This is a genomic window from Methylomonas rapida, assembly GCF_024360925.2.
GTDB lineage: Bacteria > Pseudomonadota > Gammaproteobacteria > Methylococcales > Methylomonadaceae > Methylomonas > Methylomonas rapida.
Window position 1 is genome coordinate 3668615 of record NZ_CP113517.1, and the last position, 26557, is coordinate 3695171.

Sequence of the window (26557 nt, forward strand, 5' to 3'; positions counted from 1 at the left end):
GCATCGGCCTTTTTTATGCTCGTCGATTGGCTTGGCACGAACGACAAAAGCCTACCGACAGGAGCCGCCCGAAGGCAAGCTCATGGGCTTGCCTCTATCGGTTAGTCATTTTTTTGGCTTGACCGGCGTCACTTCGAGATCGAAACTGCTCTTGATGCGTTTCGCGACCGAGTTGGTTTCCTTTTTATTCTTGAACGGCCCGGCAACGACCTGAAACGCACCGTCTTTCTCGATTTTACGAGCCGGGATTTGCGGCCCCAAGTGATTCAGCATCGCGGCGAGCTTTTCCGCCTCGACCTCGTTATCAAAAGTGGGCGTCAGAATCGACCAATCATGCTCGGTCAATTCATTAGGGATTGGTTGGCCATATAGACGTTCGGGATGGGCGATCCTGATCGCCTCGGCGCTCAATTGCGCCAGATCGGGACCTCCCTGCAACACCGGGGTCGGAATGCCATCGGCACGGCTCAAGATCGTATCGACCCGCAGCCAATCCACGCTAGCGCCTTTTTCCGCGGCCAGCTTTTCCAGTTTTTCCCGCACCTTTTTTTGCAGACTCTTGTCCTGCTTTGCCCATTTGCCCAATGGCTGATGCGCCTCCAAATACAACATATCCTGATCCCAGGCCGCCAGATAAGGTTGGTGCACGATACGCACCGGCGTACCGACATCGACCTGCTCGAACAAGGTCTCGACATCTTCCGGGTAAAGCTGGACGCAACCGTGACTGACTTGCATCCCTATGCCGTAGGGCTTGTTGGTGCCATGGATCAGATAGCCGGTAAACCCCAGCGGCATGGCATATTCACCCAGCGGGTTATCTGGCCCGGAAGGCATGACTTTAGGCAACGGCTCACCCAAGGCTTCATGTTCGCGCTGTATGGATTCCGGCACGGTCCAAGCCGGCTTGGCTCTTTTGGCGACGATTTTAGTCGCACCCAGTGGTGTATTCCAGCCATCGCGGCCGATACCAACCGGATAGGTCCGCACCTGGCGCTGATTTTTCGGGTAATAAAACATCCGCATATTGGCCAGATTCAACACGATGCCGTTACGGGGCGCTTCGGGCAATATGAATTGCAGCGGCAACAGCACCGTTTGATTGTCATTCAAGGCCCACGGGTCCAGCTGCGGATTGGCAATGGCAATATCGGTAAAGCCCAAACCGAAATGCCGCGCCAAGTCGGACAAGGTATCGTCATCCCGGCTTTCTATCGTGGCCAGCGCCCCCACCACGGCCTGTTCCTGGCTCAGCGCAAAATCGTGGCTTTCGACGTTTTCGGCCTTGCCGGTCGTTACGATCAAGGGCTGATGCTCCTGAGCGATGAAGGATAGGGTCTGACAACCGTCGAGGAAGAAGCTCAATGCGAGTAAACTCAAGCCCCGCTTGAAGCGGCGGCGACTGAAATGATCTGAAGATAAAGCCATGATGGGATGCGAAACATTGTAAAACGTAAAAAATAGCCGCTTTTAGACAAAATGTTTTGCTTTTAACCAAACTCTAATTTTCGGATCATCGCTTTACTGTCTTCAGATTTCCGTCAACCAATAAAAGCGAAACCCCTGCAATACGATGCGGCGGTCATATTGAGTCGGCTTACTGCCACTGCACAAATCGATGAATTGCCCGAAAGGATCTATGCCTCGACTCCTGAGCAGATATAAATCAAGATACTGCGGATTGGCATCGAAATTCGCGACCACCAACACGCGTTCCGAGGGCCGTTGATGATTGAATCTCAAGAAACACAACAAATGCGGATTGTCGACATCAAGCAATTCGCGATTGTTGAAATCGGCGAACGCGGAAGTTTCCTTACGGATCGCGATCATTTTCTTCATCGCATTGAACAAGGCATATTCGGTAGTACCCTGTTTTTTGCGCAATTCCGCCCTTTCCCAATTGATCTTCGGACGATGTATCCAACGATTGTCATCGCTCTTGCCCTCTTCGTCGCGATAGCTATAGTCGTTGACAACCCCCAGCGCATCGCCGTTGTAAAGCAATGGAATACCGCCGAACGATAGAATCAAGCCGTGCAACAACAGAATCTTTTTAATCGCCGCGTCGACCAAGGCCTGATCGTTCGCTTCCTGCCCCGCCTCCAGCCCCGCCAGGGAAGCCAAAGAACCACTGATGCGCGCGTCGCCGGTGGTTTCGTTGCGCATGAACACCATGCCTCTGGCCGGTGACGCATCGAATTGGCCGCTGAAATAATCAAGCAGGAATTGCCGGTGTGCATAAGGATCGTAGCCCGCGGCCCGAATATCGTTATCATCGAAACCAAAACCGATGTCGTCATGGCAACGCACATAATTCAACCAGGTAGCGCGCTCCAGTTTCGCCGGCATATTTTTGAGCCCCTGATAAAGTAATTTGGCGCTCTGGGTAGCAATGGCATCCCACAACAAGGCCATCAACGTGGCGTTATAGGCGATTTCGCATTCCTTGGCGATGATGGCGTCCTCGCCGAAATATTTGATCACTTCGACCGGGGCGACGATTGCCTCAGCGATGAACAGCACACCCGGCGCCGTGACCTGACAGCAATCTTTCATCAGCTGCAGAATTAAATGGGCATTACGCTCGTTTTGGCAACTGCTACCGATTTTCTTCCACAAAAAGGCAACAGCATCTAGTCGCAAGATATCGACACCCTGATTCGCCCAGAACAGGATGATATCGAGCATTTCGATGAATACTTCGGGATTACTGTAATTCAAATCCCACTGATAATCGTGAAACACTGTCATTACCCATTTCTGCATCTTCTCGTTCCAGGTAAAGTTTCCTGGATCGGATTCCGGAAAGATTTGCGGCATGGTTTGTTCGAACATGTCGGGAATTTCCCGGTTGTCGAAAACGAAGTAGTAATCCTGATAACGGCGTTCGCCATTGATGGCTCTCCGCGCCCATTCATGCTCGTCCGAGGTATGATTCAGCACGATATCCAGTACCAACAGAATATCGCGCTTTTTGAACTCTTCGACTACCAGGCGCAGGTCGTCCAGCTTGCCCAGTCTGTCGTCGATTTGGCGAAAATCGCTGATCGCGTAACCACCATCACTCTTGCCGGCCGGGCACTGCAAAATCGGCATGATGTGCACCATATTAACGCCCAACTCCTGGAAATACGGCGTCTTGCCGGCAAGGTCCGCCAGATTGTCGGCAAAACCGTTGGTGTACAGCGCCATGCCCACCCATTTTTGCGACAAAAACCAGTTATGATCCTGTTCGCGCGCGATGTCGACGCGCTCCAATTCGGCTGAGCGATCGATATAGCCCTTGGCCATGGTCTCCACCAGCCGCAGCATTTGCGCGTTAAAGTCGTCCCGGTGCCCGTACAAGGTAAAAAACAACGAATAAATCGCATAAAAATTGGCGCCCAGTCGGGTGTAAAAGTGGCGCAAATCCTGCCGACGAATTTCCGGTTTGAGATCATCCAGAATGACGTTCAGTAAAGAATGGGAAACCTGTTCGTACATGACATTAACCTCATAGGCTCGCCGCTTTCAGGGACTGCGCGCCGTTAGAAATCGGGAATGAATCACATCCATTGCTCACTAAACGCCCGATAAAAAGCCCTGTCAGCGACCGTCGCACCGCGCCTGCCAACCAGGGCACTGGCAAAAGCTTGCGCCCTCTCCAGCGTAATCCGCAAAGGCCATTGCCGCTGCAAGCCCAAAATCAGCAGCGCGGCGAAGGCGTCACCCGCACCAACGCTATCCACCACCTCGATGCGGGCCTCAGGGATAACGTCGACAAATTGCCGCTGCCGATCGCACGCGATGGCACCCTTTTCACCGCGCGTCACGATCAGCGTATCCAACTCAAACTTTGCAGAAAAATCCTGCATGGCCGTCTCCAGGCTTGCGGCTTCCGGCCATAATATTCTCAGCTCGGCTTCGTTGAGCTTAACCCAGTTCGCGTCTTGCAACATCGATTCCAGCAAATCCCGCTCCCACCAGGGCGGACGCAAATTGACATCGATGAAAATCTTGCCGCGATGCCTATCCTTGATGTCCGCCAAGGCCGCCCGGGATACCGGATTTCTGAGCGCCACCGAACCGTGATACAGAACGCCCTCGGTATTCCGTTGATCGAGTAGCTTAACGTCGATGAAATCATAGGCACTGTCGGCGACGATGTCGTAATGCGGTTCGCCTTGTTCGATCAACACGCCGACGCTGCCGGTGGGATGCTCATGGTCAACCTGCAACCCAGCGAGGGTCATGCCCCAGTCCGCCATCAACTCAGCTACCTCTTGGCCGGAATCATCGTCGCCAATCCGGCTGATGAATCGAGGCGCCAGCCCGAACGCTTGCAAATGCCAGGCGACGTTGAACGGCGCCCCACCCAATACACGACTGCCGTCCGGAAAATGATCGAACAGCACTTCACCGAAAATTTGAACAGGATATTGATCAATCATGAGTTTCCTTCATCCAGGCTAGCGTTTCCGGAAGAAAATGAGCAACGCCTTCGAGTATGCCGGCGCTGTAATTGCCGTTCATCCCCAAAAAACCGCCGCGCGCCAGATAATAGGCATCGGAATGGCCCTGTTGGCCAACCAGGGCTTGCGCCTGTTCGACCACGGCAGGGTCGGCATTGGCGACCAACACCGACTGAATTCGGCTGACGATCACGGGCAGATCGTTACCGCTGTCGCCGGCAAATACGGTGCCCTGAACCTCGAAACCTTGCTGCTGCATCAAAAATTCCACGGCATGTAACTTGGTGGCACGAGCCGGCAAAACGTCCAGCAATCCGGTTTCCGCGGCTTCGTCGACGCTATAAATCAGGCTGGTCGCCAGGTTTTGCGCAGCAAGCCTATGCATCATTTCCTGTTGCAAGGCTTCGATATCCCACTGCGTCGATAGATAATAGCTGAGCTTGAAACGATTTTGCTTGACTTCTTCCTGTAAGCGCAAAGCAGGCAAATCGTTGAATAAAGACCGTAAATCCCTGGCCGTCCTGCCGCGCCAATCAGCGGCAATGTCGTCTTCCCATTCTGTCCAGTGTCGCCACTCGCACTGTCCTGCTTGGTAGATCGTGGTACCGACATCGCCGATTACCCAGTCCGGCACGGGCAAGCAATACTCCCGAATGGCCTCTTCCACCAATTCACGATGCCGACCGCTGACATAAGCCAGAGCCACCTCGGGACGCGACACCAGGCGCGAAAACACATCACGAGCACCTGGCGACTCCGGCTGGCTGCCATTGGGTAGCAGAGTACGGTCCAAGTCGGTGCAAATCAGAATACGCTCTACCATAACCCTTACATCCTTTTAACCCATAAAAGTCATTGGGTCCACGAAACACACGAAAATCACGGACCGTTTTAAAAAGTTATTGCTCAAAAAGCCGACAACTTGTGGGTAACCAAACCACGTGACGTAACCAACTGTTTTATTTCGCGTCTTTCGTGCTTTTCGTGGGCTACTGATGCTTTTAGGTTTAACGACTGAAAAAATCATAATGCTCGATGGCCTCCAATATTCCCCAGGCATGCGAACTTTCGGCAAAATAAACCTGATCCATCTCGGCCAATAGTGACAATTCCTCGCGATGACGGTTGGCAACCACGACGCCGCGCGTGTTACCACTCACCATATCCGAATCGCCGCCGGAACCGCCCGTTGCCAGGATGCGCTCCAGAGGAATGTCCCATTGCCGTGCGACGTAACGCAATGCCTGCCCTTTCGAGGCGCGTGCCGGCACGATATCCAGGAATTGTCCGAATGACAACGTCGGATTCACCGACAATTCGTGTTGCCGCAACAAGGCCAGAATCTCCTCCATCGGAGGCGCCAGCTGGCTATCGTAATAATAAGAAATCTTGAAGCGGCTCTGTTCGCTTTTGGGCTGCGGTGTCAGGCCTGGCAGATTGCTTAGGATGCGCCTTAACACCTGCGGCGTCCACAAATGATCGATATGATAGCTCCAGGCAATATCGGCAATCAGTTGCGGCGTGAAATAGATTTCGGTGCCGAGACTGGTGATCAGGATGTCCGGCGCTGGAATACGGTGCTGCTTCAAAATGGCTAAAACCGAATCGAGCCGTCGTCCGGTCGCGATGCCGAACAGGCATTTTTTTCGCTTGTCGCGGATCAATTTGACAAATTGCGCCAGCCCTTCGTCATCCCCCAGCAGCGTATTATCCAGCGCGGTGAAAATGGCCTGCGTCCGCAACCGGCTGGTTTTCGTCACGGGTACTGGCGGCGTTTTGGGCAAACGTTCGAGATGTTGCAACAGTGGCTGCACTCTTTGTAAATAGGCTTGAGCATGAGCCTGCCAGGAGTAATAACGGGCAACATTCTCCAGGCCATTGGCGGATAGCATCTGCCAGCGCTGTGGATTTTCCAGGATGCCCAGCAAGGCCTCGGCAATCGCAGTTTTATCCAGTGGATCCACCAAGATACCGTTCTGGCAATTGCCGATGATGTCGGTCGGACCGCCATTTTCGGTGGCTACCAAGGGTAAACCGCTAGCGGCCGCCTCCAACAGCGTCAGACCGAAGGGTTCGGTCAAGGCTGGATTGATGAAAACCCCTTTGGATGCGGCCGCCAACCGATAAATTTCTGCGACATCGTCCGCCGAGTGATGCTTGGGTAGCGCGACCCGACCGTAAAGGTCGTAACAATCCATCACCAGCAGCAATTCGGTCAAAACCCCTTGCGCCCCTTCGTTCATCTCCCGAATGTCGTCACGATTGCCAGCCACGATGACCAAATTGGCTTTAGACTGCAACGCTGGCGACTGGCCGTAAGCTTCCAGCAGACTGACGATGTTTTTGCGTTCGTCGGGCCGCGACAACGCTAAAATCATCGGCTTATTCGGATCGTTCAGAAACTGTCTCAATGATTTTGCAAACGCATTTTCATCGCTCATTGCGGCCGGCGGGTGGAATTGTTCCAGGTCTGTGCCGGGCGGCAGGATTGCCATTTTTTCCGGCGAATAGCAATCGTAGAGTTCGTATTGGTCTTCGATTTCGTTGCGGGTGCTGGTTATGACCAAATCGGCGTTGCTCAGCGTGTCCTCCTCGGCATCGATACGCCGCGAAATGTGATAACGCTGCTCGATCTCGTCCATCGTCAATCCCAGCGCCAGTAACCGGCGGCATTTATCGCGTCCCAGCGAATGCCCGGTATGAATCAACGGCAACCCTGTCCAATGCGAAAGTCGCACCCCAACATAGCCGGCATCGGCATAATGGCTGTGCAGCACATCGGGCCAACGCGACTGCCGATGCAGCCAGCTCAACAGATTATCGGCAAAGCTGTCCAGATGGTCCCACAGTTCTTCTTTGCGGATATAGCCTTCGGGACCGGCATCGACACGAATGATTTGAGCATTTTCAGCCAGCGGCTCGACGGGTTCGGCGTAATCGTGACTAATGTCGCTATCGATGATGCGTCGCGTGACTAAATCCACGCGCTCGACATTTGGCTGCTTTGCCAGCGCTTTGGCCAGCTCCACCACATATTTGGTCTGCCCTCCGGTGTCGGCGTCACGACCCAACTCCAGATCATGCCCCCGAATCAGGCCGTGGATGCTGATCATGACAATATACAACGGCTCGGGTGTAATATTGCTGGTCATTGTTTTTCCTTTTATGCGCTCTCTCGCGTGCTTTTAAACAGCGATCGAGCAAGCCAAAAACAGCTTCAAACGCCTGTAGTCTATTCGAATCGGCGCCATTCGGCCAACGCCATGACCCATTGAATGTCAATTAGACCGAATATCCCTGTATTTTTTTGGCCTGGCAAGTAACAGGCATTTTCGCGGCACTATTGTCCAATCTTCTTTGCGCGCCGGTAAAATGGTACGCTATCCCGAGTATTTAACTCAGGTATTAATCATCACTCAGCAACGGAGTTTACTCATGGCCAGCATTGACAAGGCTGCTGTCGAAAATCTGCTCAAATCCTTCATCGATCCCAACGTCGCCACCGACCTGGTGTCGGCCAAAGCCGTGAAAAACATCGGGGTGGAGGGCAATGATGTCAGCATCAAAATCGAGCTGGGTTACCCGGCCAAAAGCTATGTGCCGGAATTGAAAACCAAGCTGGAACAACAACTGGCGGCATTGCCGGGCATTGGCAACGTTCAAATTGAAATTGGCGTCAACATCGTTTCCCACTCGGTGCAAAAAACCTTGAAACCGCTTCCTGGCGTGAAAAACATCATCGCCGTCGCCTCCGGCAAGGGTGGGGTCGGCAAATCCACCACCTCCGTGAATCTGGCACTGGCTTTGGCTGCAGAGGGCGCCAACGTCGGCATCCTGGACGCCGACATCTACGGCCCCAGCATTCCGACCATGCTGGGCTTGTCCGGACAGCCCGAGGTGGTGGACGGCAAAACCATGTTGCCCAAAGTCTCGTTCGGCATTCAAACCATTTCGATCGGTTATTTGATCGACGCCGACCAACCGATGATCTGGCGCGGACCGATGGTCACCGGCGCCTTGCAACAACTGTTGACGCAGACCCGCTGGTCCAACCTGGATTATTTGATCATCGACCTGCCGCCCGGCACCGGGGACATTCAATTGACGCTGGCGCAGCAGATTCCGGTCAGTGGCGCGGTGATCGTCACCACCCCGCAAGACATCGCCTTGATCGACGCGCAACGTGGATTGGGCATGTTCGAGAAAGTCAATGTGCCCATCCTGGGTTTGGTGGAAAACATGAGCATACACATCTGCAGCCAATGCGGACACGAGGAAGCGATTTTCGGCCACGGCGGCGGCCTGGCGATGGCGCAAAAAAACAACGTGGAATTGCTGGGCTCGCTGCCGCTGGACATCAACATCCGCCAGCAAGCCGACAGTGGCAGGCCCACGGTAGCCGCCGATCCCGACAGCCGCGCGGCGGACATGTACAAGGCCATAGCGCGCAAGATGGCCGCCAAACTGGCCATGCGGGCCCGCGATTACAGCGGCAGATTCCCGAACATCGTGATTCAAAACACCTGATCGACGCCTGGAACCGGGACACGGATTCCGAGCCGCTGCCCGCCTCAATCGGCAGCGGCTCAGATGAAGGTCGCCAGCAACAACATAAGCCCCAGGCCGGCGTAACGGGCTCGACTATCGGCTTCCACCTCGGCCACGCGGGCAAATTCCTGCCGTTTCAGCGCCTGCAGCAAACCGTCGCCGGTTTGCAAATGGTGATAATGCAGGCCGGTTTCGGCGGCCAATTGTTGCAAATATCCTTCCTGCAAGGCACTCAAATGCTCGTTGCCGCTGGCGGCGTATTTGCCGAACGGCGCGTTGCGGGCATCGTAGCCTTCGATTTTTTCCGGATTCAAGTCCGATTCGCCGAAGCTGGAGCGGTGCGGCACATCGTCCGGGCCATAGACCCCGATACGCCGGCCTTTGGCGTCGAATTTTGGAATCGGCACCGCCTGCAAGCCGCCAGCGCCAACGATCAGCCCCTTCAATTTGCCTTTGATCTCGGAAAAGTCGGTGCGGTAGCGCGGGTTGAGCGGCGGGGCTTCCTGGCCGTCGCTGATGAAAACCAGCGCGCTGTCCTGGTCCTTCAGGAGTTGCATCGCATTCAACAAGCCGCCCGCGATGCGGCTGTCCGCCGCCCAAGCCATGCGCCAATCCAGCGCGGCGATGCTTTTGTCCAGCTCGGCATAGCCCGAGCAGACTTCGATCGGCTGGTAGAGTACCGTCGAGCGGCGCTCGGTGAACACGCCGAGCCCCACTTTGGACTGGCACGGCAGGCGGCCTATCAATTCGCGCAGGCTGTGTTTGACGAACGCCAGCCGACTGACCGCTTGCTGGCCGATGCGATAATCCTCGGCGTTCATGCTGCGGGTGATGTCGACGATGACGGTCAGATTGTAAGTCTCGCCGCTTTGCTGTCTCGTCGGAAAGGCGAACAGAGCCGCCATGGTTAAAAAGGCCAGGCTCAGGCTGTAGAAGCGGTAGTCTTTCAACAAATAGCTGATTCTCATGAAAAATGTAGGGTACGCATCGCGTACCTTGTTAGGCTATAAAAATCATTTGGTCCACGAAACACACGAAAATCACGAAAAGCCAAACAGTTATCACTCCGCAGAGCAGTGCCGAACAGGTGAATCAATAAGCTCCATAACGCAATGATTTCTTTCGTGTATTTCGTGCTTTTCGTGGACTTACTGCCGTTTTTAGGTTTAAGGCAATCCACGCGGAAATCCCGGTACCGTGGTCCACAGCTGCGAGGGTTTGGCGGCATCGTCGTCGGGCTCGTTCGGACTGATGCGGTCGAATTCTGGTAACAACTTCATCGCCAATTCCAGGTTGTACTTGGCATCCCAGAAGCCACTATCCAGTTTCAGCGCCTGCCGATAGGCCTGCTTGGCCAGAGTCAACAGCGGCATGGCCTGATTGATGCGGCCGGCATCGACCTCGGCCATGGCTAGCGTCAAATACAGATTGCCCAGGTTGTAGCGGCTTTGCACTTGCAATGTGTTGCCGCCTTGGTCGACGATCAGGCCCAAGGTTTCCAGAGCTTCGTCGTAACGCTGTTTTTGCTTCAAGACGATGGCCCGCGCCAACCGCAATTCCGGCGCGGCCGTCATGACCTTGTCGATGGCGACGTCTTGCCCTGCCCGCAATTCGGCCAGCCATTGGTTCTGACTATGTATCCGGTAAACGGCCGTCAGCTGCAGCACCGCCAGCAGCAGGCTGGCCAGGAAAACCGCCCAAATCGTTTGATGTCTCAATGTTCTCATGTGGTTTTCGCCTCGCAGAATTTCAAAGCCAGCAGCAGCGCTATCAACAGAGCGGCCCAGGCGTAACAGGGGCCGGCCAAGTCCTGTTTCGGAATCGATGCCTGGTAATGCAGCGGCAATTGCTCCAAGCGGTTGATGTCAGCGATGGCTTTTTGCATCGCGTCAGGGTTTTCGGCTTCATAAGCCTGATACGGAATGTCCAGGCTGGAGAAAAACCGGTGCAGATAAAGCTCCGGCATGGATTGGGCATTGTCGTCGCGCGGATCGTCCGGTTCGGCGAAAATGCCGGGGCTGTTCTCGGTGCGCAGGAACAGCCAATACAGCCTGATCTGCTGCTGTTTGAACAAGACCCTTAAGGCTTGCTCGCTGTCCGGGTCGATCACCGCCGCGCCATCCGATACCAGCAACAGAATGCGGGAGCCTTGCACCGGTTGCTGTTCGAAAAACGACAAAGCCATGCTCAAGCCCTTGCTGATATTGGTATAGGCCAAGGCCGGCGTCGCGCTGGCGTCTATCGCGGCGTGGACGGCGTCGCGGTTTTCCGTCAACGGCATCACGAACAGCGGCGACGTGCTGTAGGCGGCGACGCCGATCAAATCGTGCGGGCGCTGGTCGACGAATTCGCTCAGCAAGCGTCTGGCCGCGTCGGCCTTGGATTCTTCGGCAACTGCTCCCTGCGTTGCCCTACCTCCGGCATCCCTGCCGTCGTCCGAACCACTCGGTGCTTTGCCGGCGAAGGTGTTGTCCATGCTGCTGCTTCTATCCAGCAACAGCACGATATGGGCGCCGTGGCCTATGCGCTCGACCTTTTGTTCTTTCAGGTAAACGCCGGACAATCCCAGCACCAGCGCGGCGATCGCGGCCATACTCAACAGGCGGATGATCAGCGTTATAGCCTGCGACAAGGGATCGGCCGGCAGCATCTCCAGCCAAGGATAGGCTGTCGCTTGCATGCCGCTACGCAGCAAGGGCAACACCATCAATAGCATGCCGGCCAGGGCCCAGGGCGTTTCGAAAGCCAGATTGTTCATCGTTTACCGCACTCGATGTCCCGGCACAAGCGGCACAATTCTTTCAGTTTGCCCCAGTCTTCGCCGCTGATGGGCTGGCCGCCGAACAGCGCCCGGTTGGACACGTCGAAAAACCAGGCGATGGATTCGGCGGCACTGCGGTATTCCGGGTGGTTTTGGGAGAACGCGGCCAATTTATGTTTGAACAGCGGCTGGCCGTTGATCTGATTGAAGGCATGGTGCATCACGGCCAGGCCGCGTTCCGCCTGGTTTTCCGGCACGCGATCCATCTGGGCCAATGCCCGTTTGAAGATTCGGCGTTTCGGCCAGCTTGGAAAAAGTCCGTACCAATAAGCCAGATAAGTTCCCGTCAGCAGCGCCATGCCCAGCGCGGCATAAAATCCCAGCCACTGGGTTTGACTGGACAGGAAAGCGGGCAAGGCATCGGGCCGCATATATTGCTGTCCGGATTCATCCTTTCTGATCGCCAGTTCCTTGATCGGCGACAGCGTAAACGGCCAGGCCGGCACGGCTTGTTCGACGGGTTTGCCGGCCTGGGTGAATTGCAGGTTAAAGCCCGGGACGCTCAGCATTTTGACTTCATTGGGCGCATAGAACACCTGGTAAGTCAGGTCGATGACGGTCTGGCCGCGATCCTGATCGGTTTTAATGTCGACATCGGTCAGATTCAGCCAGCGGTTCAGTTCGCCCTTGCCGGGCACGCTGTTCGGATTCAGGACCAAGTCTTTACGGGTTTGCAACACCACGCGGTGGTGGATTTCATCGCCTATCAGGTAGCCGAACGGTCTTGGGGTTTGCAGTTCGAAATGGCTGATCGGCGGCGGCAACAGCGACGCACAGCCGCTTAACGATAGACACAATAGTAGGGTGGATAAACGCAGTGCATCCACCTTGAACGTAACGGTGGATGCGCGTTGCTTGTCCACCCTACGCAAACCGAAAAAATGCTTACTCATAAGGCGTGCTGCTGAAAATAGCGGTTCATCGAGTCGGCGCGATAGGCGCCGCTGGAAAACAAGGGTTCCATGCCGTAGCCGCGGAAGGTTTGCCGCAGCAGATTTTTACGCTGCTCGAAGGCCCGCACGATGCGCCGTTTGAGTTCCGGACGCATCAACAGGGTTTTGCCGCGGCCGTTTTCGGCATCCTTGAAGCGCACCAAACCCCATTCCGGCAGCCCGGTGTATTCGGCTTCATCCCACACCACCAGCGGAACCACGGCATGTGGCGTCAAGGCCTGCAAAATCCGCTGCATGGATTCCCGCGGAAAATGCCAGTCGGACAGCAAAAACACCAACGAGCGGCGGGACGGCAATAGCGGCGAGACTTGAGACAGGCTATCGGCGCGGCCTTGGGCTTGGAAAATCCGTATCCTTTGGGACATTTCCCGTACGGCTTGCATTGACTGGCTTGCCGGCAGCAGCCAGCGCCGTTCCAAATTCGGCCCGCACCCGATGAAACCGAAACTGTCGCCGGCTTCCAAAGCCGATTGCGCGGCCGACAACACGAAATCGGCCAACGCGGGCAGTTTGCCGGCCATCGACGCCGACAAATCGGCGACGACATACATCGACAGCTTGCTGTGTTGCTGAAACACCCGCACCCGGTAATCGCCGAAAGGGTCGAGCAGGCTGGCGCGCAGGTCGATACGGCGCGGATCGGGGCTGGCCAGCAGTGGTTCGTGACGCTTGAACAACTGCCCGCTGCCGACCATCTGCCCCGGATGCGCGCCGGGAAACACGCTGTAGCCGGGATGCGCCAGCCGGTAATGGAAGGACTCTATGGCTCGCATCGCTTACTGATTGACGACCAGATACAACATGATGCCGGCGACGCTCAGATAGCCGGGCGCCAGGAATTTCAGCGGAGCCGACATCAACAGGCTGACCAGGCCGGAGTAGCTCTTGTCGTCGCGGTTATAGATAGATTCGCCCAGCAGCCACAAAAAGGAGTTGACGAAAGCCAGCCCCACTATAGGCAACAGGCCGACGTCGCTGAACAAAAACGATTTGTCCGCCAACAGCGCCATCTTGTCGCTGGTATGCAGCAGGTTGGCGATCAATATGCCTATCATCAGACCGCCCTCGTCGAAGGCCACCAAGAAAAAGGTGTAACTGAACCGGCGCAACTGGTCGGCAAGCCATTGGGCTTGCGGCACGTGCAATGAAAGATAGATCACTGGCAAACTGAGGCTAAACAGCAGCAGGCCTATCACCGCCAACAAGATCCAGAAGTTATACCCCACCGCATCGTTGACGGCGTTGGTGTAATAGGCGGCGTAGGCCAGTTCCGCCTGTGAGTCGAGCGTCGCGGCGATAAAGGCGCCGATCAGGCCGACCCCGGCCCAGGTGATGTAGGTTTCGGCGTAGTGGCTTAGGCCGGATTTGGGGATGGCTTGTTGTGCGAGTTCTTTGATGTTCATGAGTTTTGGGCTCATTGGCTTGTTCTTGTTATTTGGTGTCGCTGTCGCGACGGTTTATTTTGTAAGTCGGGTCTCGGCCCGACAGCCGAGGTACTTTTCTTTGCTTGTCCAAAGAAAAGTACCCAAAAGAAAAGACACCCCGATGCCGCTTATTCCCTGCGCTCCTCAGGTTTGAACGGGGTTTTCCGAAGGGGCTTCCCAGCCCCTACGTAAAACGCGACGCATCCCTGCGTCGCCCCCTAACGGGCAAATCCGTTCAAACCCTCCAGTGCTCGGCGCGGCAGAGGGGTGAAAAAACCACTCCACATTTAACATTTGATCCGTTTTCTTAGTCTTTCTCTTTTCAAGGCTCGAAATTTCATAGTTTGTTAGAAAAAGTAGGGTACGCACCGCGCACCTTTTACTAACAGCCTCTGCGATCGGGACGAACTGATCCCCTGATGCCGCGCCTAGCACCGGGGCTTTTGTCAGGAACAGCCCGAAGGGGTGCGGCATGGATGCCGCACGTTTTTCGCAGGGGCTGGGAAGCCCCTTCGAAAAACCCCTGACAAAAGTCACGGCGCGCAGGATTGACGCGGCATGGGGTGCCGTTTTCTTTGGGTACTTTCTTTTGGGCAAGCAAAAGAAAGTACCTCGGCTGTCAGGCCGAGACCCGACTTCAAAAACAATCCGTCGCGACAGCGACACCACACATCAAGCCTACAAGCCTCTCAAAAGCTCAACCCCGGAAACGCCTATCGGCTTATTCCGGGCTACAAATCTAAGAAATCATCGCCGCTATCACGGCGCCGCAATCCCCTCCAAAATCCCCTTCACCAATTCCGGCATCAACTCCTCCTTCCGATATCCATAAACCGGATGCAAGAATATCCTGTGCGCCATCGTCACGTTGAATACCGCCTGCATATCCTCCGGCAACAGCATGTCGCGGCCTTCGAGCCAGGCCCTGACTTTGGCGGCGCGCAGGAAAAAACTCATGCCCCGAGGGCTGGGGCCGGCCTGTAATAACTGTTCCATGTCGACATCGCTCAAGCGAATGCCATAAACACCCGGACGGCTGGCGGCCTTCCATAAATCCAACGCGTATTGGTGCAACGTAGGGCTGGTCTTGATGCTGCGCTGCAGCAGCGCCGCGAACTCGTTCAGTTGGTAGTAAGGCACGATGTCCTTGTCTATGCCGGCTACCAGCGTGTCGACGTCGTGAAATCTGGGATCGAACATCAAGGCGTCCAGCACCGTATCGTCGGTCGGCGCGTCCATGCCGATTTCCATCATGAATCGGTCACGGGCCGCGGCCGGCAATTCGAAGGTTTCCTCGCGCTCGACCCGGTTACGGTCGGCAAACACCTGCACATGCGGTATTTGATATTCGCGGTTGAAGGCGCTGACGCTGCGTTCGGCCATGACCCTGAGCAACAACGAATGCACCTGTGGGCGGGCGCGGTTGATTTCGTTGAAGAAGAAAATCGACAGCTTTTCGCCTTGTCTCAACAAAGGCCCCGGGTCGACACACGGACGGCCTTCGCTGTTCAGATAGGTGTAATAAATCAAATCGGACGGCATTAAATCTATGGTGCCCTCGATGCGCTGGTAATGGCCGCCCAGGCCTTGGGCCACGGCGCGTAACAAGGTGGTTTTGCCGACACCGACTTGCCCTTCCAGCAATACATGGCCGCGGGCGAACACCGCCAACAACAGATGGCGGACGACGGCTTGCTGACCGATCACGGTTTGATTGATTTGCCGTTCGAAATGCAGCGCCTTGTCGCGCCAGTCGCTGAGTTGATGCTCTGAATTCATAGTCATAAAAAAACTCCGACGCATTGCTTTGCCGGAGCAGAGTGGTTTTAATCTTAAGGGTTGGCGTTTACCACAGGTTCCGTTGCGGCAAACGCCGGGGGGTAGCAAAGGACGAATCAATTCGTCCCTACAGCCGTAGGGTACGCAATGCCTACCTACGTTTGTTATTGCTCTTCGACGTCGTAAACAAACTTGCCGGTTTTGGCCATGAGCTCGACACGTTTGGCATTACGGGCTTCCATTTCCTTGATCGATTGCGCTTGCTTGTCCAGCTCGGCAGGATCGTGTTTCGGGTCGTATTTGCTGCCCGCCACTTTTTCAGGGTAACCCGGCTTGGGTTCCCAGCAGTTGCCGGCTTCCTTGCATTTGGTACCGTCATAAGCCTTCGCGGCGCCGTTCAAGCCCAAAAACAACAGCACAGCGCTCAAAATCAATAATCGTTTCATGTTGATCTCCTGATAAATCAATTGGATTTCCCCTCACCCCGGAGGGCGAGGGGCGAGGCGTTATTTCAACCATTCAGCCTTTTTCGGATCGCCTTTGTAAATGCTGCGCAGGAAAGCCATGATGTGCAGCATGTCGTCGGTGCTGAAGTTGACGTATTGCGGGCCCATCATGCCATTGGCACCGCCGAACAGGATTTCGAACAAGCCCTGGTCGGTCAGGCCGCGCGGATAGGTCCAGTAGTCGTCGGCCAGACCGGGGCCCAATTTGCCTTCGGCTTCGTGGCCGTGGCAGCCGGAGCAACCGGTCATGTACAGGCTTTCGCCTTTTTTGGCGGCCTCGGCATCGCCGTTGTAGGGGTTTTTACCGGTTTGCATGAACTGCTTGAACTTGTCGGTATTGCCGCCTTTTTTGGCGAAGCTCAAATCCAGCACTTCGCCGGTCAAGGCGTGACGCAAGGTAATATCGGCCTGGGCGGATGCCGCTGCCGTGATGGCGAACGTCACCGCGACGCCGCGTAAAAAGCTCTTCAATTTCATTCAATGTTTCCTGTTAATTGATGGACAAGGCGGTTTCGGGTTGTTCCAGCAGCGGAATGCCTTCCGCTTCCAGCAGTTCCTCGATGTCGTCTTGTTGGTCTTTGATGATGTTGTTCAACTGCGCCAGCAGCGCGCTATCGCCTTTACGCACCCCGATCGAAGTGCTGTAGTGAAATCCGACCGGCTCGCCGTCGGCCCGTTTGGCATTGTCGGGAATCACCGTCATGGTCAGCGGCGTCGCCGATGCCTTGACGTAACGCGCGGCAGCCGGCCCCCAAAGGATCGCGATTTCGGCTTTACCCGAAGCCACTTCGTTGACCAGTTTGTCGTTGTCGTACTTGACGTACTGGTTACGCCGGGATTTGAAACCGACCAACTCTTGCTGGTAGTTGAACATGTCGTTATAGCGACCGATCGCCCGCAACATGGTTTCGGCTGGGGTTCCAGGCGCGAAAGCGATGCGTTTGGCGCTTTTCAAAGCCGGACTGTTCCAGTCTTGCAAATCCAGCTTGTCCTGTTCACGGCTGATGAACACGTAGCCGGAACGGTAATACGGCGCGGTGGTCAGCAAACGTGGGTCGCCGGCATCGACACCCATCGCCACGTCGCACAAGCCTTTGTCCAGGTAATCGCGGATAAAGTAACGCGGATCGGACCAGGTGACGGTTTCCAGCTTGCGGCCCAATTGCTCGGCCAGATATTGCGCCAGCTTGTTCTCGAAGCCTTCGCCGGCCTGGTTGGAATACGGCATTTCGTTTTCGGCGGTACAGACTTTCAGCGCTGGCTGCTCGGCTTGTGCCGTCGCGAAACCCAGACCCAAAGCCAATGCGGTAAAAATGCGTGTCGTTGTTTTCATTGATGTTATTTGAATAAATTTCTAGGTTGGGTTAGGCGAAGCCGTAACCCAACTATTGGCAATCAATGTCGGGTTACGCTATCGCTAACCCGACCTACGTTGTTCTCATGGATACTCTTCAATTAACGTAGGGTATGGTTCCCATGCTCAGGCGTGGGAACCCAGCCGGGGACGCTCCAGCGTCCCGAACCGCGGAGCGGTTCAGCGTAAGTTCCCTCGCAGAGCGAGGGAACGATGACCGTTTACCTACAGGGAGAACACCATCACCCCGCCGCCCATTTGGGTGTAGTGCGCCAATTCTTTGAACGCGCCCACCGCACCCAGACCTGCGGTCGGATCGGCCAGGTCGAATACCAGACCAACGCCGGGCCAGCCGCCGACACCGTAATAAATCGCAACGTATTGTTTGTTGTTGTGTTTATAGGTGATCGGGTGGCCGATGACGCCGGAAGGCAATTTGAACTTCCACAGCTCTTCGCCGGTTTTGGAATGGCGGGCCTTGATGTAGCCATCCAGCGTACCGTAGAACACCAGATCACCGGCGGTGGCCATGGTGCCGCCCCAAACCGCAAATTTCTCCTGAACTTCCCATTCCATTTTGCCGGTCACGGCGTTCATGGCTTTGACTTGGCCCAGGGTGCCCTTAGGACCCGGATACATGTTCAAGGTCGCACCGACGAAGAACTGACCCGCGCGGTAAGGCAGCATGAACGGTTCCCAGTCCATGCAGATATGGTTCACGCCCATGAAGAACAATTGCTTGTTCGGGTCGTAGGATTCGATACCCTGGTTGTGGTAACCCATCGCCGACGGGCAGATGCCGGTGGCTTGGTGGTCCATGTGGGTCGAATACTCGGGATCGCGCACCGGCAAGCCAGTTTTCAGGTCGACTTTTTTCACCCAGTTGACGGTGTCGTCGATCTTGAAGGCGTTGACCAGGTCGCCGTTTTCGCGGTTCAGCGTGTAGACGATACCGTTACGGTCTGGGTGAGTCAGCAACTTGGTCATTTTGCCGTTGACCATTTGCTCGGACAACCCCATGTAGTTGACGCCGGCGTAGTCCCACTCGTCATGCGGGGTTTTTTGGTAGCCGAATTTGGCTTCGCCGCTGTTGATGTCGCGACCCCAGATGGTCATGGTCCATTTGTTGTCGCCGGGACGCATGGTTTCGTTCCAGGGCGCGGGGTTGCCGGAGCCGTAGTACAGCATTTCCAGGTCGCTGTCGTAGGCATACCAGCCCCAGTTGGTGCCGCCGCCGATCTTCCAGGCATCCCCTTCCCAGGTTTTCAGGCCCAGTCCGAACTGGCCGTAGTGCGGGTTGTGGCTGTTGAAGTCTTTCGACAGTTTGATGTCTTCGTCCGGGCCGGTCGCGTAAACCCGCCATTCCTGCTTGCCGTCCTTGATGTTGAAAGCGGTGGCGTAGCCGCGCACGCCCAGCTCGGCGCCGGAAGTCCCGACGATGACCTTATCCTTGGCCACGAACGGCGCGACGGTCAACGTAGAACCCATGGCGATGTCGGAGTTTTCCATTTTCCAGCGCACTTCACCGGTCTTGGCGTTCAGCGCGACGATGTGACCATCCAGCTGATTCAGGAAGATGGTGGCAGGGTAATCCTTGCCAGCCGGCGCATAGGCCAGGCCGCGGTTGACCACGTCGCAGCAAGCCACGGCGCGAGCCGCCGGGTTTTGCTTGGGCTTGAACTGCCACAAAATTTTGTCCGGCTCGTCCAGGCTGATCGCGAACACGTTGTTGGGATACGGAGTATGCACGTACATAATGCCGTCGACGACCAAAGGGCCGCCTTCGTGACCGTTCAATACGCCGGTCGAGAACGACCACGCCACTTTCAGGTTTTTGACGTTGTTGGCATTGATGTCGATCATTTCGCTGAAATGGGTCGATGCGTAATCTTTGGTTTGCATGACCCAGTTGGTGTTTTGCTTGGAGAGCTGTTCCAGCTCCTTGTTCGCCGATGCGGGTTGCGCCACGCTCAGAAGGCCACCAGCCAACAAGGCCGCGGTTTTCCCGACTATGCGCAAATCGAGTTGTTGCATGTTTCCTCCAGGATTTTTATCGCTATAAGTGAGGCGCGACCTGAAGATCAGAATTAGTCGTTGAAAACCAGCTTTGTTGATCATAACCGCATCACGGGTTACCGACCACCAGGCCACGCTGGCGCAAATGTTATAGAAGCCGGGCTGGCTAACGTTACGGAACAATCCATGAATTCGATGGGAAATTGACGCAATCATGCACGGAAATATTCCTATCTCGGCAAGAAGCGAAATTGGAAACGGGAAAAGCTCCCATGGTTTAAGCACGGATAAAGCGTCATCATAAAAAAAGGCACACCAAGTCCGCCTGGCATCAGACTGGACTTGTCCCATATCTTTATCCCTTGACGACCTGAGGAGGAAATTTTCCAGTGGCGAGTAAAATCAGCGTTTTATTGGTAGATGATCACGCCGTGGTTCGTACCGGCTACAAGACCTATCTATCGCTGTCGGATCGTATCGGCGAGATCTATGAAGCCGATCGTGGCGAGACCGCTTGCCAACTCTATTCAAAGCAATTGCCCGATGTGGTGGTCATGGATTTATCCATGCCCGGCCTCGGCGGATTCGAAAGCATACGGCGCTTGATCAGCAGACACGGCAATTGCAGGATTCTGGTATTCAGCATTCACAACGAACTCGTGTTCGTCACGCGCGCCATCAAGGCCGGCGCCAAGGGTTACATCACCAAGAGCAATGCGCCAGAGACCTTGATCACCGCGGTTTGCACGATCGCCGAAGGCGGCACCTACGTCGACCCCGAACTGGCGCAACAATTGGCCATAAGCTCGGCCATCGAACAGGACGAGGCCGCCCGGATCAAATCGCTATCACCCAGGGAGTTCGATATTTTTTGTTTGTTGGCAACCGGCGTGACCACCCGACAAGCCGCCGAAAGTTTATGCTTGAGTTATAAGACTGTCTGTAACCACAGCACGGTGATCAAGGAAAAGCTGGGCGTGAAAACCCTGTCCGAACTGGCCTTGCTGGCCACTCGCCAAGGCATCGTCAAAAGCGCGGAGACTTCGATTTAACAAAGCCAGGGAGCCAAAACAATTGCACGCCTGGCTTTGAGCCACGACGTGCAAAAGTTTTGGCTTTTTCGGTGAAACGCTGGCTGGCTCGAAGCGATTGCTTACAATTTTTGCTGCCTGGCCAAATATTTGGCCACGCCCGTGACCGGCGTTTCCACCTGCCGCTCCAGATACTTCTCGACTCCGGTTTTCTGCCGCGGCAGTCCTGCAAGGTATCGCTCCACGCTGGTTGGCGTAGCCGTTTCGGCACAAACACCAACCGGTTGCAAACCTTGTTTGCGCCGGCTTTTTTGGAACACGAAAAAAACGGCAGCCAGCAAAATGCCGGGCAACCAGATCATTTTGCTGGATTTAGCGGATTCTTGAGCTGGAGACTCGGCGCGCCGGCTGGATGCTGGTTTCTCGACGTGCTGTTTTTCAGCCGTGGCGTTTGGCTGGTTTACGGCAGCTTTGGCTGACGCGGGCGCAACAGCCGCTGGCGACGCGGCATAATCGATTTGCGGCCGGTACTCGGCTAGCCCATAGCTTTCTTCGGCAAAAACCGCGGCACTAACCAGTAGCAACAAACCCGTCGCAAGCTTGGTATGCGATCTGATATTCATACTCTCCCCCTTCTTTCAATTCACTCGACTTTCTGCTTCAGGCCAGCCAAACCGTTTTTGAAAAACTGGGTCATGGCTTTGACGGCCGCTTCGTCATTCAGATTTTCCGGTGGTGTATTGCCGGTATCGCCGCGATAGAAACGGCTTTTCAGCGTCACCGTGCTACTGCCCTCGCCATCGCCATCGCTGACTTTCAACTCCACGGTATGGGAACTGGTTGGAAAAGCCTGCGGGTTTTCGGTTTTCAACCTGTAGCTGTACTCGTGTTCCTGCTCGTTGTAATAATCCAGCTCCTCCACGATGCTCTGATCATTTTGAAAGGTCAGCGTGCGTTTGCCGCCCGACTGATTGCTGCCATCGCCTTCGCTCTTTTTCAAATCCGGGTGCCAGTTGGCTATCGCATCGAATTGCTTGACTTCCGCCCAAACCTTGGCGACCGGCGCATGAATGACGATGGATTCCTTGGCTTTTTGCGGGGTGGGGCCGTGCGCGTAAGTGGGCAGAGTGGCGCAAAACAGCGCAATGGATAAGCAGAGATTTCGCATATCGTTTCCTTTTAAAAAAAGGATAATTATCATGCGTTTACTCCTACGGACATCGGGATAAATTCTCGACATCGCCGGGGATATTTCATTTTTTCATAGCTTTCTGGCAGCTTGGCCTGCAGCCTGAATAGATGTCCAAGCCCCCCTCACTGAGACTTCAACAACTTCACCAGTTTTTTATGGCCCGCAGCGTCGGCGATGCCCAAAGCCGTGTCGCCTTCGTCATTGCGCACGGCGGCATTGGCGCCATGCCGCAGCAACAATTCGGCGACTTCGACGGCGCCCGCCTTGGCCGCGTACATCAAGGCCGTCCAGCCTGCATCGTCGACGGCGTCGAGCTTGACGCCGCTGCTGAGCATCCACTGCAGTTGTTGCTCGTTCAGCACGAAATAGCGAGAAGCGGCGGCCTTCATCAAAACGGTCTCGCCGGCATCGTTGGTGACGGTGACATCGGCGCCAAAGGCTTTAAGCAATTCCAGGAGTCGATCGCCGTCGGGGCTGTCCGCCGCGATCAACAAAGCGCTATCGCCGTCCGCGTTTTTGAAATTGACCTCGGCACCCTTTTCCAGCAAGGCGTTGACCACCGCTGTCATGCCCTTCTCTACCGCCAGCGTTAATGCCGACGATCTCGCGGTTCCATCGGACTCGACGGATTTAGCGTTGACCTGGGCGCCTTTATCTATCAACAACAAGGCAGTTTCGGCTTGATTGCGATGTATCGCGCTCAGTAGCGGCGTCGGCTTGAAGTCATGCATCCAGTTGGCCCGCACGCTGGTGTCCGCGCCTTTTTCCAACAGCATTTGCACGACTTGCAAACGTTCCGCTGCCTGTTCATCGCCGCTCAACGCCGAGACTATCGCCTCATGCAACGGCGTGGAACCGTCCGCATTGTTGCCATTGACATCCGCGCCATGGGCCAGCAACAGCTGGACGATTTCGCCATTCAAGCGTCTGGCAGCGACGATCAGCGCTGAGTGTTTATCCTCGCTGCCGAGCTGGTTGACCTCAGCGCCTTGGGCCAACAACAAACGAACGTTTTCCAATTGCTGGTGATCGCAGGCCTCTATCAAGGCCGTCGTGCCGCTTTCCGGATCGACGAAATCGACTTTTGCGCCCTTGCTCAACAACAATTCAAGCACCTCGGGGTACTTTGCAGCCGCTGCCCTGTGCAGGGCGCGATTGAGGGATTCTGGGCCAGGCCCGTGCTGCAACAGAGTGAGCAATATCGCCTTTTGCCCCCGGTTCGCCGCTACCGGCAAGGCTTTGTCGATGTCCGCGCCGCGTTCGATCAGATAATTCACCAGCTTGTCATGACCGTTCGCCGTCGCCCACATCAACGCCGTTTCACCGTTTTGATCCGGCGCCTCGGGCGCCATGCCGGCATGCATAAATAACTTGATGGCCTGCATGTCGTTATGCTTGGCCCGCTCGACCAGGGTGTCGGCGTTGAATGACAGCCCCATTTGCACCAATTGGATGCGGGCTTTTTCCGGCGTGAAGGCGATTTCGGGATAAATCCAGACAGCCGTCAGCGTCAACAATACAATTGCCGCAGCCGCATAGACCGGCCAACGCGCGAAGATACGCACCAGTTCATAGCGCCAGCTCGGGCCGATATTTCGGATCAGTTGCGTGGTATCGAGATCGAAATTGGTATCCCTGATTTCTATCGCGTTTCGTTGCGCCAGCTTGCTCAACTCGCCAGGCAGATCTTTGGCCTTGGGCATCGTCGCACCCTGTAACAGCACCGGAATCACGCGAATATTGCGGTTCAACGCCGAAACGATCTCGACGCGCACCAAGTCATTGGGATCGGCCAGACGCCAATGTCCCTGCTCATCGGTCGCTGTCAACCAGCGCGGCCCGATCAACGCCAGCAGGATGTTGGATTGATTGATTTTTTGTCGCACCGCCTCGACGAAATCCGCGCCCGGCGGAATGGTGTCGATGTCGCGGTAGACATGATCTTCGCCAAAGCGCTCGGCCAAGCGATCATATAGCCGTCCGGCATGGCCGACGCTGTCTTCCCGCCGGTAACTGATGAAAATGGTTGGACTCGCCATTGTTTCCGCTCCTGTCCGCTGCCACCAACGGAATGCCGGATCGTTTCAAATCCGGCGCCTCAACTATCGATTCATCCTAACGCTCATGAAGGCTCGGCATCGCCCCGGCAAGTGAAAATAGTCTTCAGGGTAAGATTGGGTGTCGCAATTTAACCGGATAACCGTTTGAAACATTTCGTGCCTTTTGTGTCATTCGTGGATCGAGAGCTTTTTCTAGGTTCATCCCCAAACCATCCAGAAATATTGCGATTTGGCTAGAACCAAATCGGCTCAGGGACTTGATGTCCATACCTATGACGGATTCAGTCAGTCTGCGGCGGAAGCATATTCGATCAACTCGTAAAACCTGCGTAGGGCCTCGTTTTCTCCCTGTAGCAAAACCAGGCATGCCAGGGCATCACGCGCGGCTTGCCAGTGCTGGCGCCGTACATTGCGGTAAAGCGTATCGTACTGATGTCGGATCAGAAACCCCTTGACCAAGCTGGCTTCCGGAGTTTGCTTGAAACTCAATGAGCGCCGCACCGCGTTGGCGGCAATGTCTGCCCTGCCCGCCTGTAGCGTCTGCAATGCCACACTCAGCCATGTCCTGGCCAAATCTTCACAGCGAATCATGCGGCTCAGATCGGCGCCACAGCGCGGACATTGCGGCGCTTCGCCCAAACGGGCATTGCAGGCCGGGCAACGCCGCATCAGGATTCCAGATAATAGATGATGTCGTTCAAGCGCTCGACCGACTCCTTGAGCCCGGCATCGTCGCCGCTTTCAAGGCAATTCGTAATGGTTTCGATTAGATCGACCAGGTCTTCCTTGTCTTCGGTCGATACGGTTTCGAACAGCGACTCGGCTTTCTTGATCAATTTTCGCGCTTCGGCAGCCAACGCGCTTTCCGGCGCACGTGCTTCGCCCTCGCTTTCACTTTCACCAAACAAACCGCCGATACGCTGTTTGGCGGCGCTCAGTTCCTCGGTTTCGAAGCGGGAAATGGCGTTGCTGATAGTGATGGCTTTTTCCTTGCCGGAGGCTTTTTCCCGGGCCGACACATGCAAGATGCCGTTCAAATCCAAATCCAGCGTCAAGGTGATGATATTACCGGCCGGTACGTCCAGCAAATCCTCGACCATGAACTCGCCGATTTCGACATTGTTCAAGGCATCGGGGTCTTCGCCCTGAAAGATACGGACCTTCACTTCACGCTGACCGTCCTGAAAGGTCATGAAGGCTTCCGACTTACGCGCCGGCAACACGCTGTTCTTGTGAATGATGGGCACGAATTGAAACGGATACGGCATGCCGTCCAGATAACCCAGCGCGCTGGTGCCGTAGGTGTACGGCGTCACGTCGACCAAAACCGTGCCGATTTCCTGGCCGCCTATCATGGCCGCCTGCATCGCGGCGCCCATCGCCACGCACAAGTCGGGATCGACTTCGCCGTGCGGTTCGAAGCCGAATTCGTCGAACAGGCGCTCGCGTATGCACGGCGTGCGGGTCGAACCGCCGACCAAAATGATTTCGTCGATGTCGGATGCGGTCAGCTTGGCGCCTTTCAGCGCGATGTGGGTCGCGTCCATCGTCGCGTTGATATAGTCCTCGATCATGTCTTCGTAGGTCGAACGCGCCAATTCCAGGGTCAAATGAATCGGCGCCCCCTCGTGTTCGAGCAGATATTCTTCCTCGATCTGCACGAAAGGCTCGTCGGACAATACCAGTTTGGCCTTTTCCGCCGCGCGGGTGATGCGGGCCATCGCCTTGCTGTGCGCGTCGATCTCGATGCCATGCTTTTCGCGAATACGGCTTTGAATATGCTCGACGATCAGTTGATCGAAATCGTCACCGCCCAGATGGTTGTCGCCGTGGCTCGACAAGACTTCGACGACGCCCCCCTGCACGTTGACCACCGAGACGTCGAAGGTACCGCCGCCCAAGTCGTAGACCAGCATGCGCTTGGCTTCGTCCTTGCCGGTGCCGTAAACCAGGGCCGCCGCGGTCGGCTCGTTGACCATGCGCACGACGTCCAGCCCGGCGATTTCGCCGGCTTCGCGCGTGGCTTGGCGCTGGGCGTCGGAAAAATAGGCCGGCACCGTGATCACGGCCTTGCGGATCGCCTGGCCGACGTAGTTCTCGGCAACGGCTTTCAGGCGCTTCAGAATGATCGCGGAAATCTCTTGCGGCGTGTAATTTTGCCCGGCCATGACGACATGGGTATCCTGCCCCATCAGGCGTTTGATCGATTTGACGGTGCGCTCCGGATAGATCAAATATTGATTGCGCGCGGTTTCGCCGACCAGAATGTCGCCGTTGTCGGCTATGCCGACGACTGACGGCAGGATTTTTTTGCCGGCGTCGGCGATCACGCTGACTTTGCCGTTTTCGACGATCGCCACTTCCGAGTTCGTGGTCCCAAGGTCTATGCCGATGATGATGTCGTTCATAAATTTCAGTG

At 55.6% G+C, this 26557-nt stretch carries 23 protein-coding genes; 2 read left to right on the forward strand and 21 right to left on the reverse strand.

From position 1 onward, the window contains the following. Window positions 1-105: 105 nt before the first annotated feature. The 5 genes from NM686_RS17290 to NM686_RS17310 all read right to left on the reverse strand — a co-directional run bounded on the left by NM686_RS17290 (window position 106) and on the right by NM686_RS17310 (window position 7606). A complete protein-coding gene (locus NM686_RS17290) occupies window positions 106-1428 on the reverse strand; it encodes a L,D-transpeptidase family protein (RefSeq protein WP_255189097.1) in 1323 nt (440 codons plus the stop codon). Window positions 1429-1530: 102 nt separating this feature from the next. Further along, entirely contained in the window at window positions 1531-3486 is a 1956-nt protein-coding gene (locus NM686_RS17295; RefSeq protein ID WP_255189098.1) for an alpha-amylase family glycosyl hydrolase, read from the reverse strand. Window positions 3487-3548: 62 nt separating this feature from the next. Then, window positions 3549-4433, reverse strand: coding sequence for a carbohydrate kinase family protein (locus NM686_RS17300; RefSeq protein WP_255189099.1), 885 nt, complete (start codon window positions 4431-4433; stop codon window positions 3549-3551). Beyond that, the gene (locus NM686_RS17305) at window positions 4426-5277 is read right to left on the reverse strand and encodes an HAD-IIB family hydrolase (protein WP_255189100.1); all 852 of its coding nucleotides are present in this window, start codon (window positions 5275-5277) and stop codon (window positions 4426-4428) included. The genes NM686_RS17300 and NM686_RS17305 overlap by 8 nt, the downstream gene beginning before the upstream one ends. Before the next feature lie 184 nt (window positions 5278-5461). After that, the gene (locus tag NM686_RS17310) at window positions 5462-7606 is read right to left on the reverse strand and encodes an HAD family hydrolase (RefSeq protein WP_255189101.1); all 2145 of its coding nucleotides are present in this window, start codon (window positions 7604-7606) and stop codon (window positions 5462-5464) included. 283 nt (window positions 7607-7889) lie between these two features. Here NM686_RS17310 and apbC point away from each other — a divergent pair, with 283 nt between their 5' ends. Beyond that, a complete protein-coding gene (apbC, locus tag NM686_RS17315; protein WP_255189102.1) occupies window positions 7890-8981 on the forward strand; it encodes an iron-sulfur cluster carrier protein ApbC in 1092 nt (363 codons plus the stop codon). A gap of 59 nt (window positions 8982-9040) precedes the next feature. On the opposite strand, the gene NM686_RS17320 is transcribed toward apbC, so the two are convergent. From NM686_RS17320 to NM686_RS17370, 11 genes are all read right to left on the reverse strand, one after another. Beyond that, window positions 9041-9970 carry a vWA domain-containing protein gene (locus NM686_RS17320; RefSeq protein WP_255189103.1) on the reverse strand — a complete coding sequence of 310 codons (930 nt, stop codon included), beginning with the start codon at window positions 9968-9970 and terminating at the stop codon, window positions 9041-9043. Window positions 9971-10168: 198 nt separating this feature from the next. Continuing rightward, window positions 10169-10729 (reverse strand): hypothetical protein, encoded by a 561-nt coding sequence (locus NM686_RS17325; RefSeq protein WP_255189104.1) that lies wholly within the window; start codon window positions 10727-10729, stop codon window positions 10169-10171. Beyond that, window positions 10726-11760, reverse strand: coding sequence for a vWA domain-containing protein (locus NM686_RS17330; RefSeq protein WP_255189105.1), 1035 nt, complete (start codon window positions 11758-11760; stop codon window positions 10726-10728). Before NM686_RS17330 ends, NM686_RS17325 begins: the two co-directional genes overlap by 4 nt. Continuing rightward, a complete protein-coding gene (locus NM686_RS17335) occupies window positions 11757-12716 on the reverse strand; it encodes a hypothetical protein (RefSeq protein ID WP_255189106.1) in 960 nt (319 codons plus the stop codon). Before NM686_RS17335 ends, NM686_RS17330 begins: the two co-directional genes overlap by 4 nt. Continuing rightward, window positions 12713-13549: a DUF58 domain-containing protein gene (locus NM686_RS17340; RefSeq protein ID WP_255189107.1), complete on the reverse strand. Its 837-nt coding sequence runs from the start codon at window positions 13547-13549 to the stop codon at window positions 12713-12715. The genes NM686_RS17335 and NM686_RS17340 overlap by 4 nt, the downstream gene beginning before the upstream one ends. A 3-nt stretch (window positions 13550-13552) precedes the next feature. Further along, window positions 13553-14194 carry an MxaP protein gene (locus NM686_RS17345; RefSeq protein WP_269021875.1) on the reverse strand — a complete coding sequence of 214 codons (642 nt, stop codon included), beginning with the start codon at window positions 14192-14194 and terminating at the stop codon, window positions 13553-13555. A 765-nt stretch (window positions 14195-14959) separates the two neighbouring features. Beyond that, window positions 14960-15979 (reverse strand): AAA family ATPase, encoded by a 1020-nt coding sequence (locus tag NM686_RS17350; RefSeq protein ID WP_255190443.1) that lies wholly within the window; start codon window positions 15977-15979, stop codon window positions 14960-14962. 164 nt (window positions 15980-16143) lie between these two features. Then, window positions 16144-16425 (reverse strand): methanol dehydrogenase [cytochrome c] subunit, encoded by a 282-nt coding sequence (locus tag NM686_RS17355; protein WP_255189109.1) that lies wholly within the window; start codon window positions 16423-16425, stop codon window positions 16144-16146. A 60-nt stretch (window positions 16426-16485) separates the two neighbouring features. Then, entirely contained in the window at window positions 16486-16962 is a 477-nt protein-coding gene (gene moxG, locus NM686_RS17360) for a cytochrome c(L), periplasmic (RefSeq protein ID WP_255189110.1), read from the reverse strand. Between the two features lie 13 nt (window positions 16963-16975). Beyond that, on the reverse strand, window positions 16976-17818 hold the full coding sequence (gene moxJ / locus NM686_RS17365) for a methanol oxidation system protein MoxJ (protein WP_255189111.1): 843 nt from the start codon (window positions 17816-17818) through the stop codon (window positions 16976-16978). Between the two features lie 246 nt (window positions 17819-18064). Then, window positions 18065-19873 carry a methanol/ethanol family PQQ-dependent dehydrogenase gene (locus NM686_RS17370; protein ID WP_255189112.1) on the reverse strand — a complete coding sequence of 603 codons (1809 nt, stop codon included), beginning with the start codon at window positions 19871-19873 and terminating at the stop codon, window positions 18065-18067. Between the two features lie 371 nt (window positions 19874-20244). Between NM686_RS17370 and NM686_RS17375 the strand changes: the two genes are divergently transcribed. Further along, on the forward strand, window positions 20245-20907 hold the full coding sequence (locus tag NM686_RS17375) for a response regulator (RefSeq protein WP_255189113.1): 663 nt from the start codon (window positions 20245-20247) through the stop codon (window positions 20905-20907). Between the two features lie 101 nt (window positions 20908-21008). Here the strand turns inward: NM686_RS17375 and NM686_RS17380 are convergent, their stop codons facing one another. The 5 genes from NM686_RS17380 to NM686_RS17400 all read right to left on the reverse strand — a co-directional run bounded on the left by NM686_RS17380 (window position 21009) and on the right by NM686_RS17400 (window position 26546). Further along, entirely contained in the window at window positions 21009-21509 is a 501-nt protein-coding gene (locus NM686_RS17380) for a hypothetical protein (RefSeq protein ID WP_255189114.1), read from the reverse strand. 20 nt (window positions 21510-21529) lie between these two features. After that, entirely contained in the window at window positions 21530-22054 is a 525-nt protein-coding gene (locus NM686_RS17385; RefSeq protein WP_255189115.1) for an SRPBCC family protein, read from the reverse strand. Between the two features lie 146 nt (window positions 22055-22200). Then, on the reverse strand, window positions 22201-24117 hold the full coding sequence (locus NM686_RS17390; RefSeq protein WP_255189116.1) for an ankyrin repeat domain-containing protein: 1917 nt from the start codon (window positions 24115-24117) through the stop codon (window positions 22201-22203). A gap of 306 nt (window positions 24118-24423) precedes the next feature. Then, window positions 24424-24807 carry a hypothetical protein gene (locus NM686_RS17395; protein ID WP_255189117.1) on the reverse strand — a complete coding sequence of 128 codons (384 nt, stop codon included), beginning with the start codon at window positions 24805-24807 and terminating at the stop codon, window positions 24424-24426. After that, window positions 24807-26546 carry an Hsp70 family protein gene (locus NM686_RS17400; protein ID WP_255189118.1) on the reverse strand — a complete coding sequence of 580 codons (1740 nt, stop codon included), beginning with the start codon at window positions 26544-26546 and terminating at the stop codon, window positions 24807-24809. Before NM686_RS17400 ends, NM686_RS17395 begins: the two co-directional genes overlap by 1 nt. Window positions 26547-26557: the final 11 nt, after the last annotated feature.

Coding starts and splice junctions, on each gene's coding strand:
- moxG (WP_255189110.1), bottom strand. CDS start 16,962: ATGAAATTGAAGAGCTTTTTACGCGGCGTCGCGGTGACGTTCGCCATC.
- NM686_RS17345 (WP_269021875.1), bottom strand. CDS start 14,194: ATGAGCCCAAAACTCATGAACATCAAAGAACTCGCACAACAAGCCATC.
- moxJ (WP_255189111.1), bottom strand. CDS start 17,818: ATGAAAACAACGACACGCATTTTTACCGCATTGGCTTTGGGTCTGGGT.
- NM686_RS17400 (WP_255189118.1), bottom strand. CDS start 26,546: ATGAACGACATCATCATCGGCATAGACCTTGGGACCACGAACTCGGAA.
- NM686_RS17395 (WP_255189117.1), bottom strand. CDS start 24,807: ATGCGGCGTTGCCCGGCCTGCAATGCCCGTTTGGGCGAAGCGCCGCAA.
- NM686_RS17330 (WP_255189105.1), bottom strand. CDS start 11,760: ATGAACAATCTGGCTTTCGAAACGCCCTGGGCCCTGGCCGGCATGCTA.
- NM686_RS17290 (WP_255189097.1), bottom strand. CDS start 1,428: ATGGCTTTATCTTCAGATCATTTCAGTCGCCGCCGCTTCAAGCGGGGC.
- NM686_RS17380 (WP_255189114.1), bottom strand. CDS start 21,509: ATGAATATCAGATCGCATACCAAGCTTGCGACGGGTTTGTTGCTACTG.
- NM686_RS17310 (WP_255189101.1), bottom strand. CDS start 7,606: ATGACCAGCAATATTACACCCGAGCCGTTGTATATTGTCATGATCAGC.
- NM686_RS17385 (WP_255189115.1), bottom strand. CDS start 22,054: ATGCGAAATCTCTGCTTATCCATTGCGCTGTTTTGCGCCACTCTGCCC.
- apbC (WP_255189102.1), top strand. CDS start 7,890: ATGGCCAGCATTGACAAGGCTGCTGTCGAAAATCTGCTCAAATCCTTC.
- NM686_RS17305 (WP_255189100.1), bottom strand. CDS start 5,277: ATGGTAGAGCGTATTCTGATTTGCACCGACTTGGACCGTACTCTGCTA.
- NM686_RS17340 (WP_255189107.1), bottom strand. CDS start 13,549: ATGCGAGCCATAGAGTCCTTCCATTACCGGCTGGCGCATCCCGGCTAC.
- NM686_RS17390 (WP_255189116.1), bottom strand. CDS start 24,117: ATGGCGAGTCCAACCATTTTCATCAGTTACCGGCGGGAAGACAGCGTC.
- NM686_RS17335 (WP_255189106.1), bottom strand. CDS start 12,716: ATGAGTAAGCATTTTTTCGGTTTGCGTAGGGTGGACAAGCAACGCGCA.
- NM686_RS17350 (WP_255190443.1), bottom strand. CDS start 15,979: ATGAATTCAGAGCATCAACTCAGCGACTGGCGCGACAAGGCGCTGCAT.
- NM686_RS17320 (WP_255189103.1), bottom strand. CDS start 9,970: ATGAGAATCAGCTATTTGTTGAAAGACTACCGCTTCTACAGCCTGAGC.
- NM686_RS17295 (WP_255189098.1), bottom strand. CDS start 3,486: ATGTACGAACAGGTTTCCCATTCTTTACTGAACGTCATTCTGGATGAT.
- NM686_RS17300 (WP_255189099.1), bottom strand. CDS start 4,433: ATGATTGATCAATATCCTGTTCAAATTTTCGGTGAAGTGCTGTTCGAT.
- NM686_RS17370 (WP_255189112.1), bottom strand. CDS start 19,873: ATGCAACAACTCGATTTGCGCATAGTCGGGAAAACCGCGGCCTTGTTG.
- NM686_RS17355 (WP_255189109.1), bottom strand. CDS start 16,425: ATGAAACGATTATTGATTTTGAGCGCTGTGCTGTTGTTTTTGGGCTTG.
- NM686_RS17325 (WP_255189104.1), bottom strand. CDS start 10,729: ATGAGAACATTGAGACATCAAACGATTTGGGCGGTTTTCCTGGCCAGC.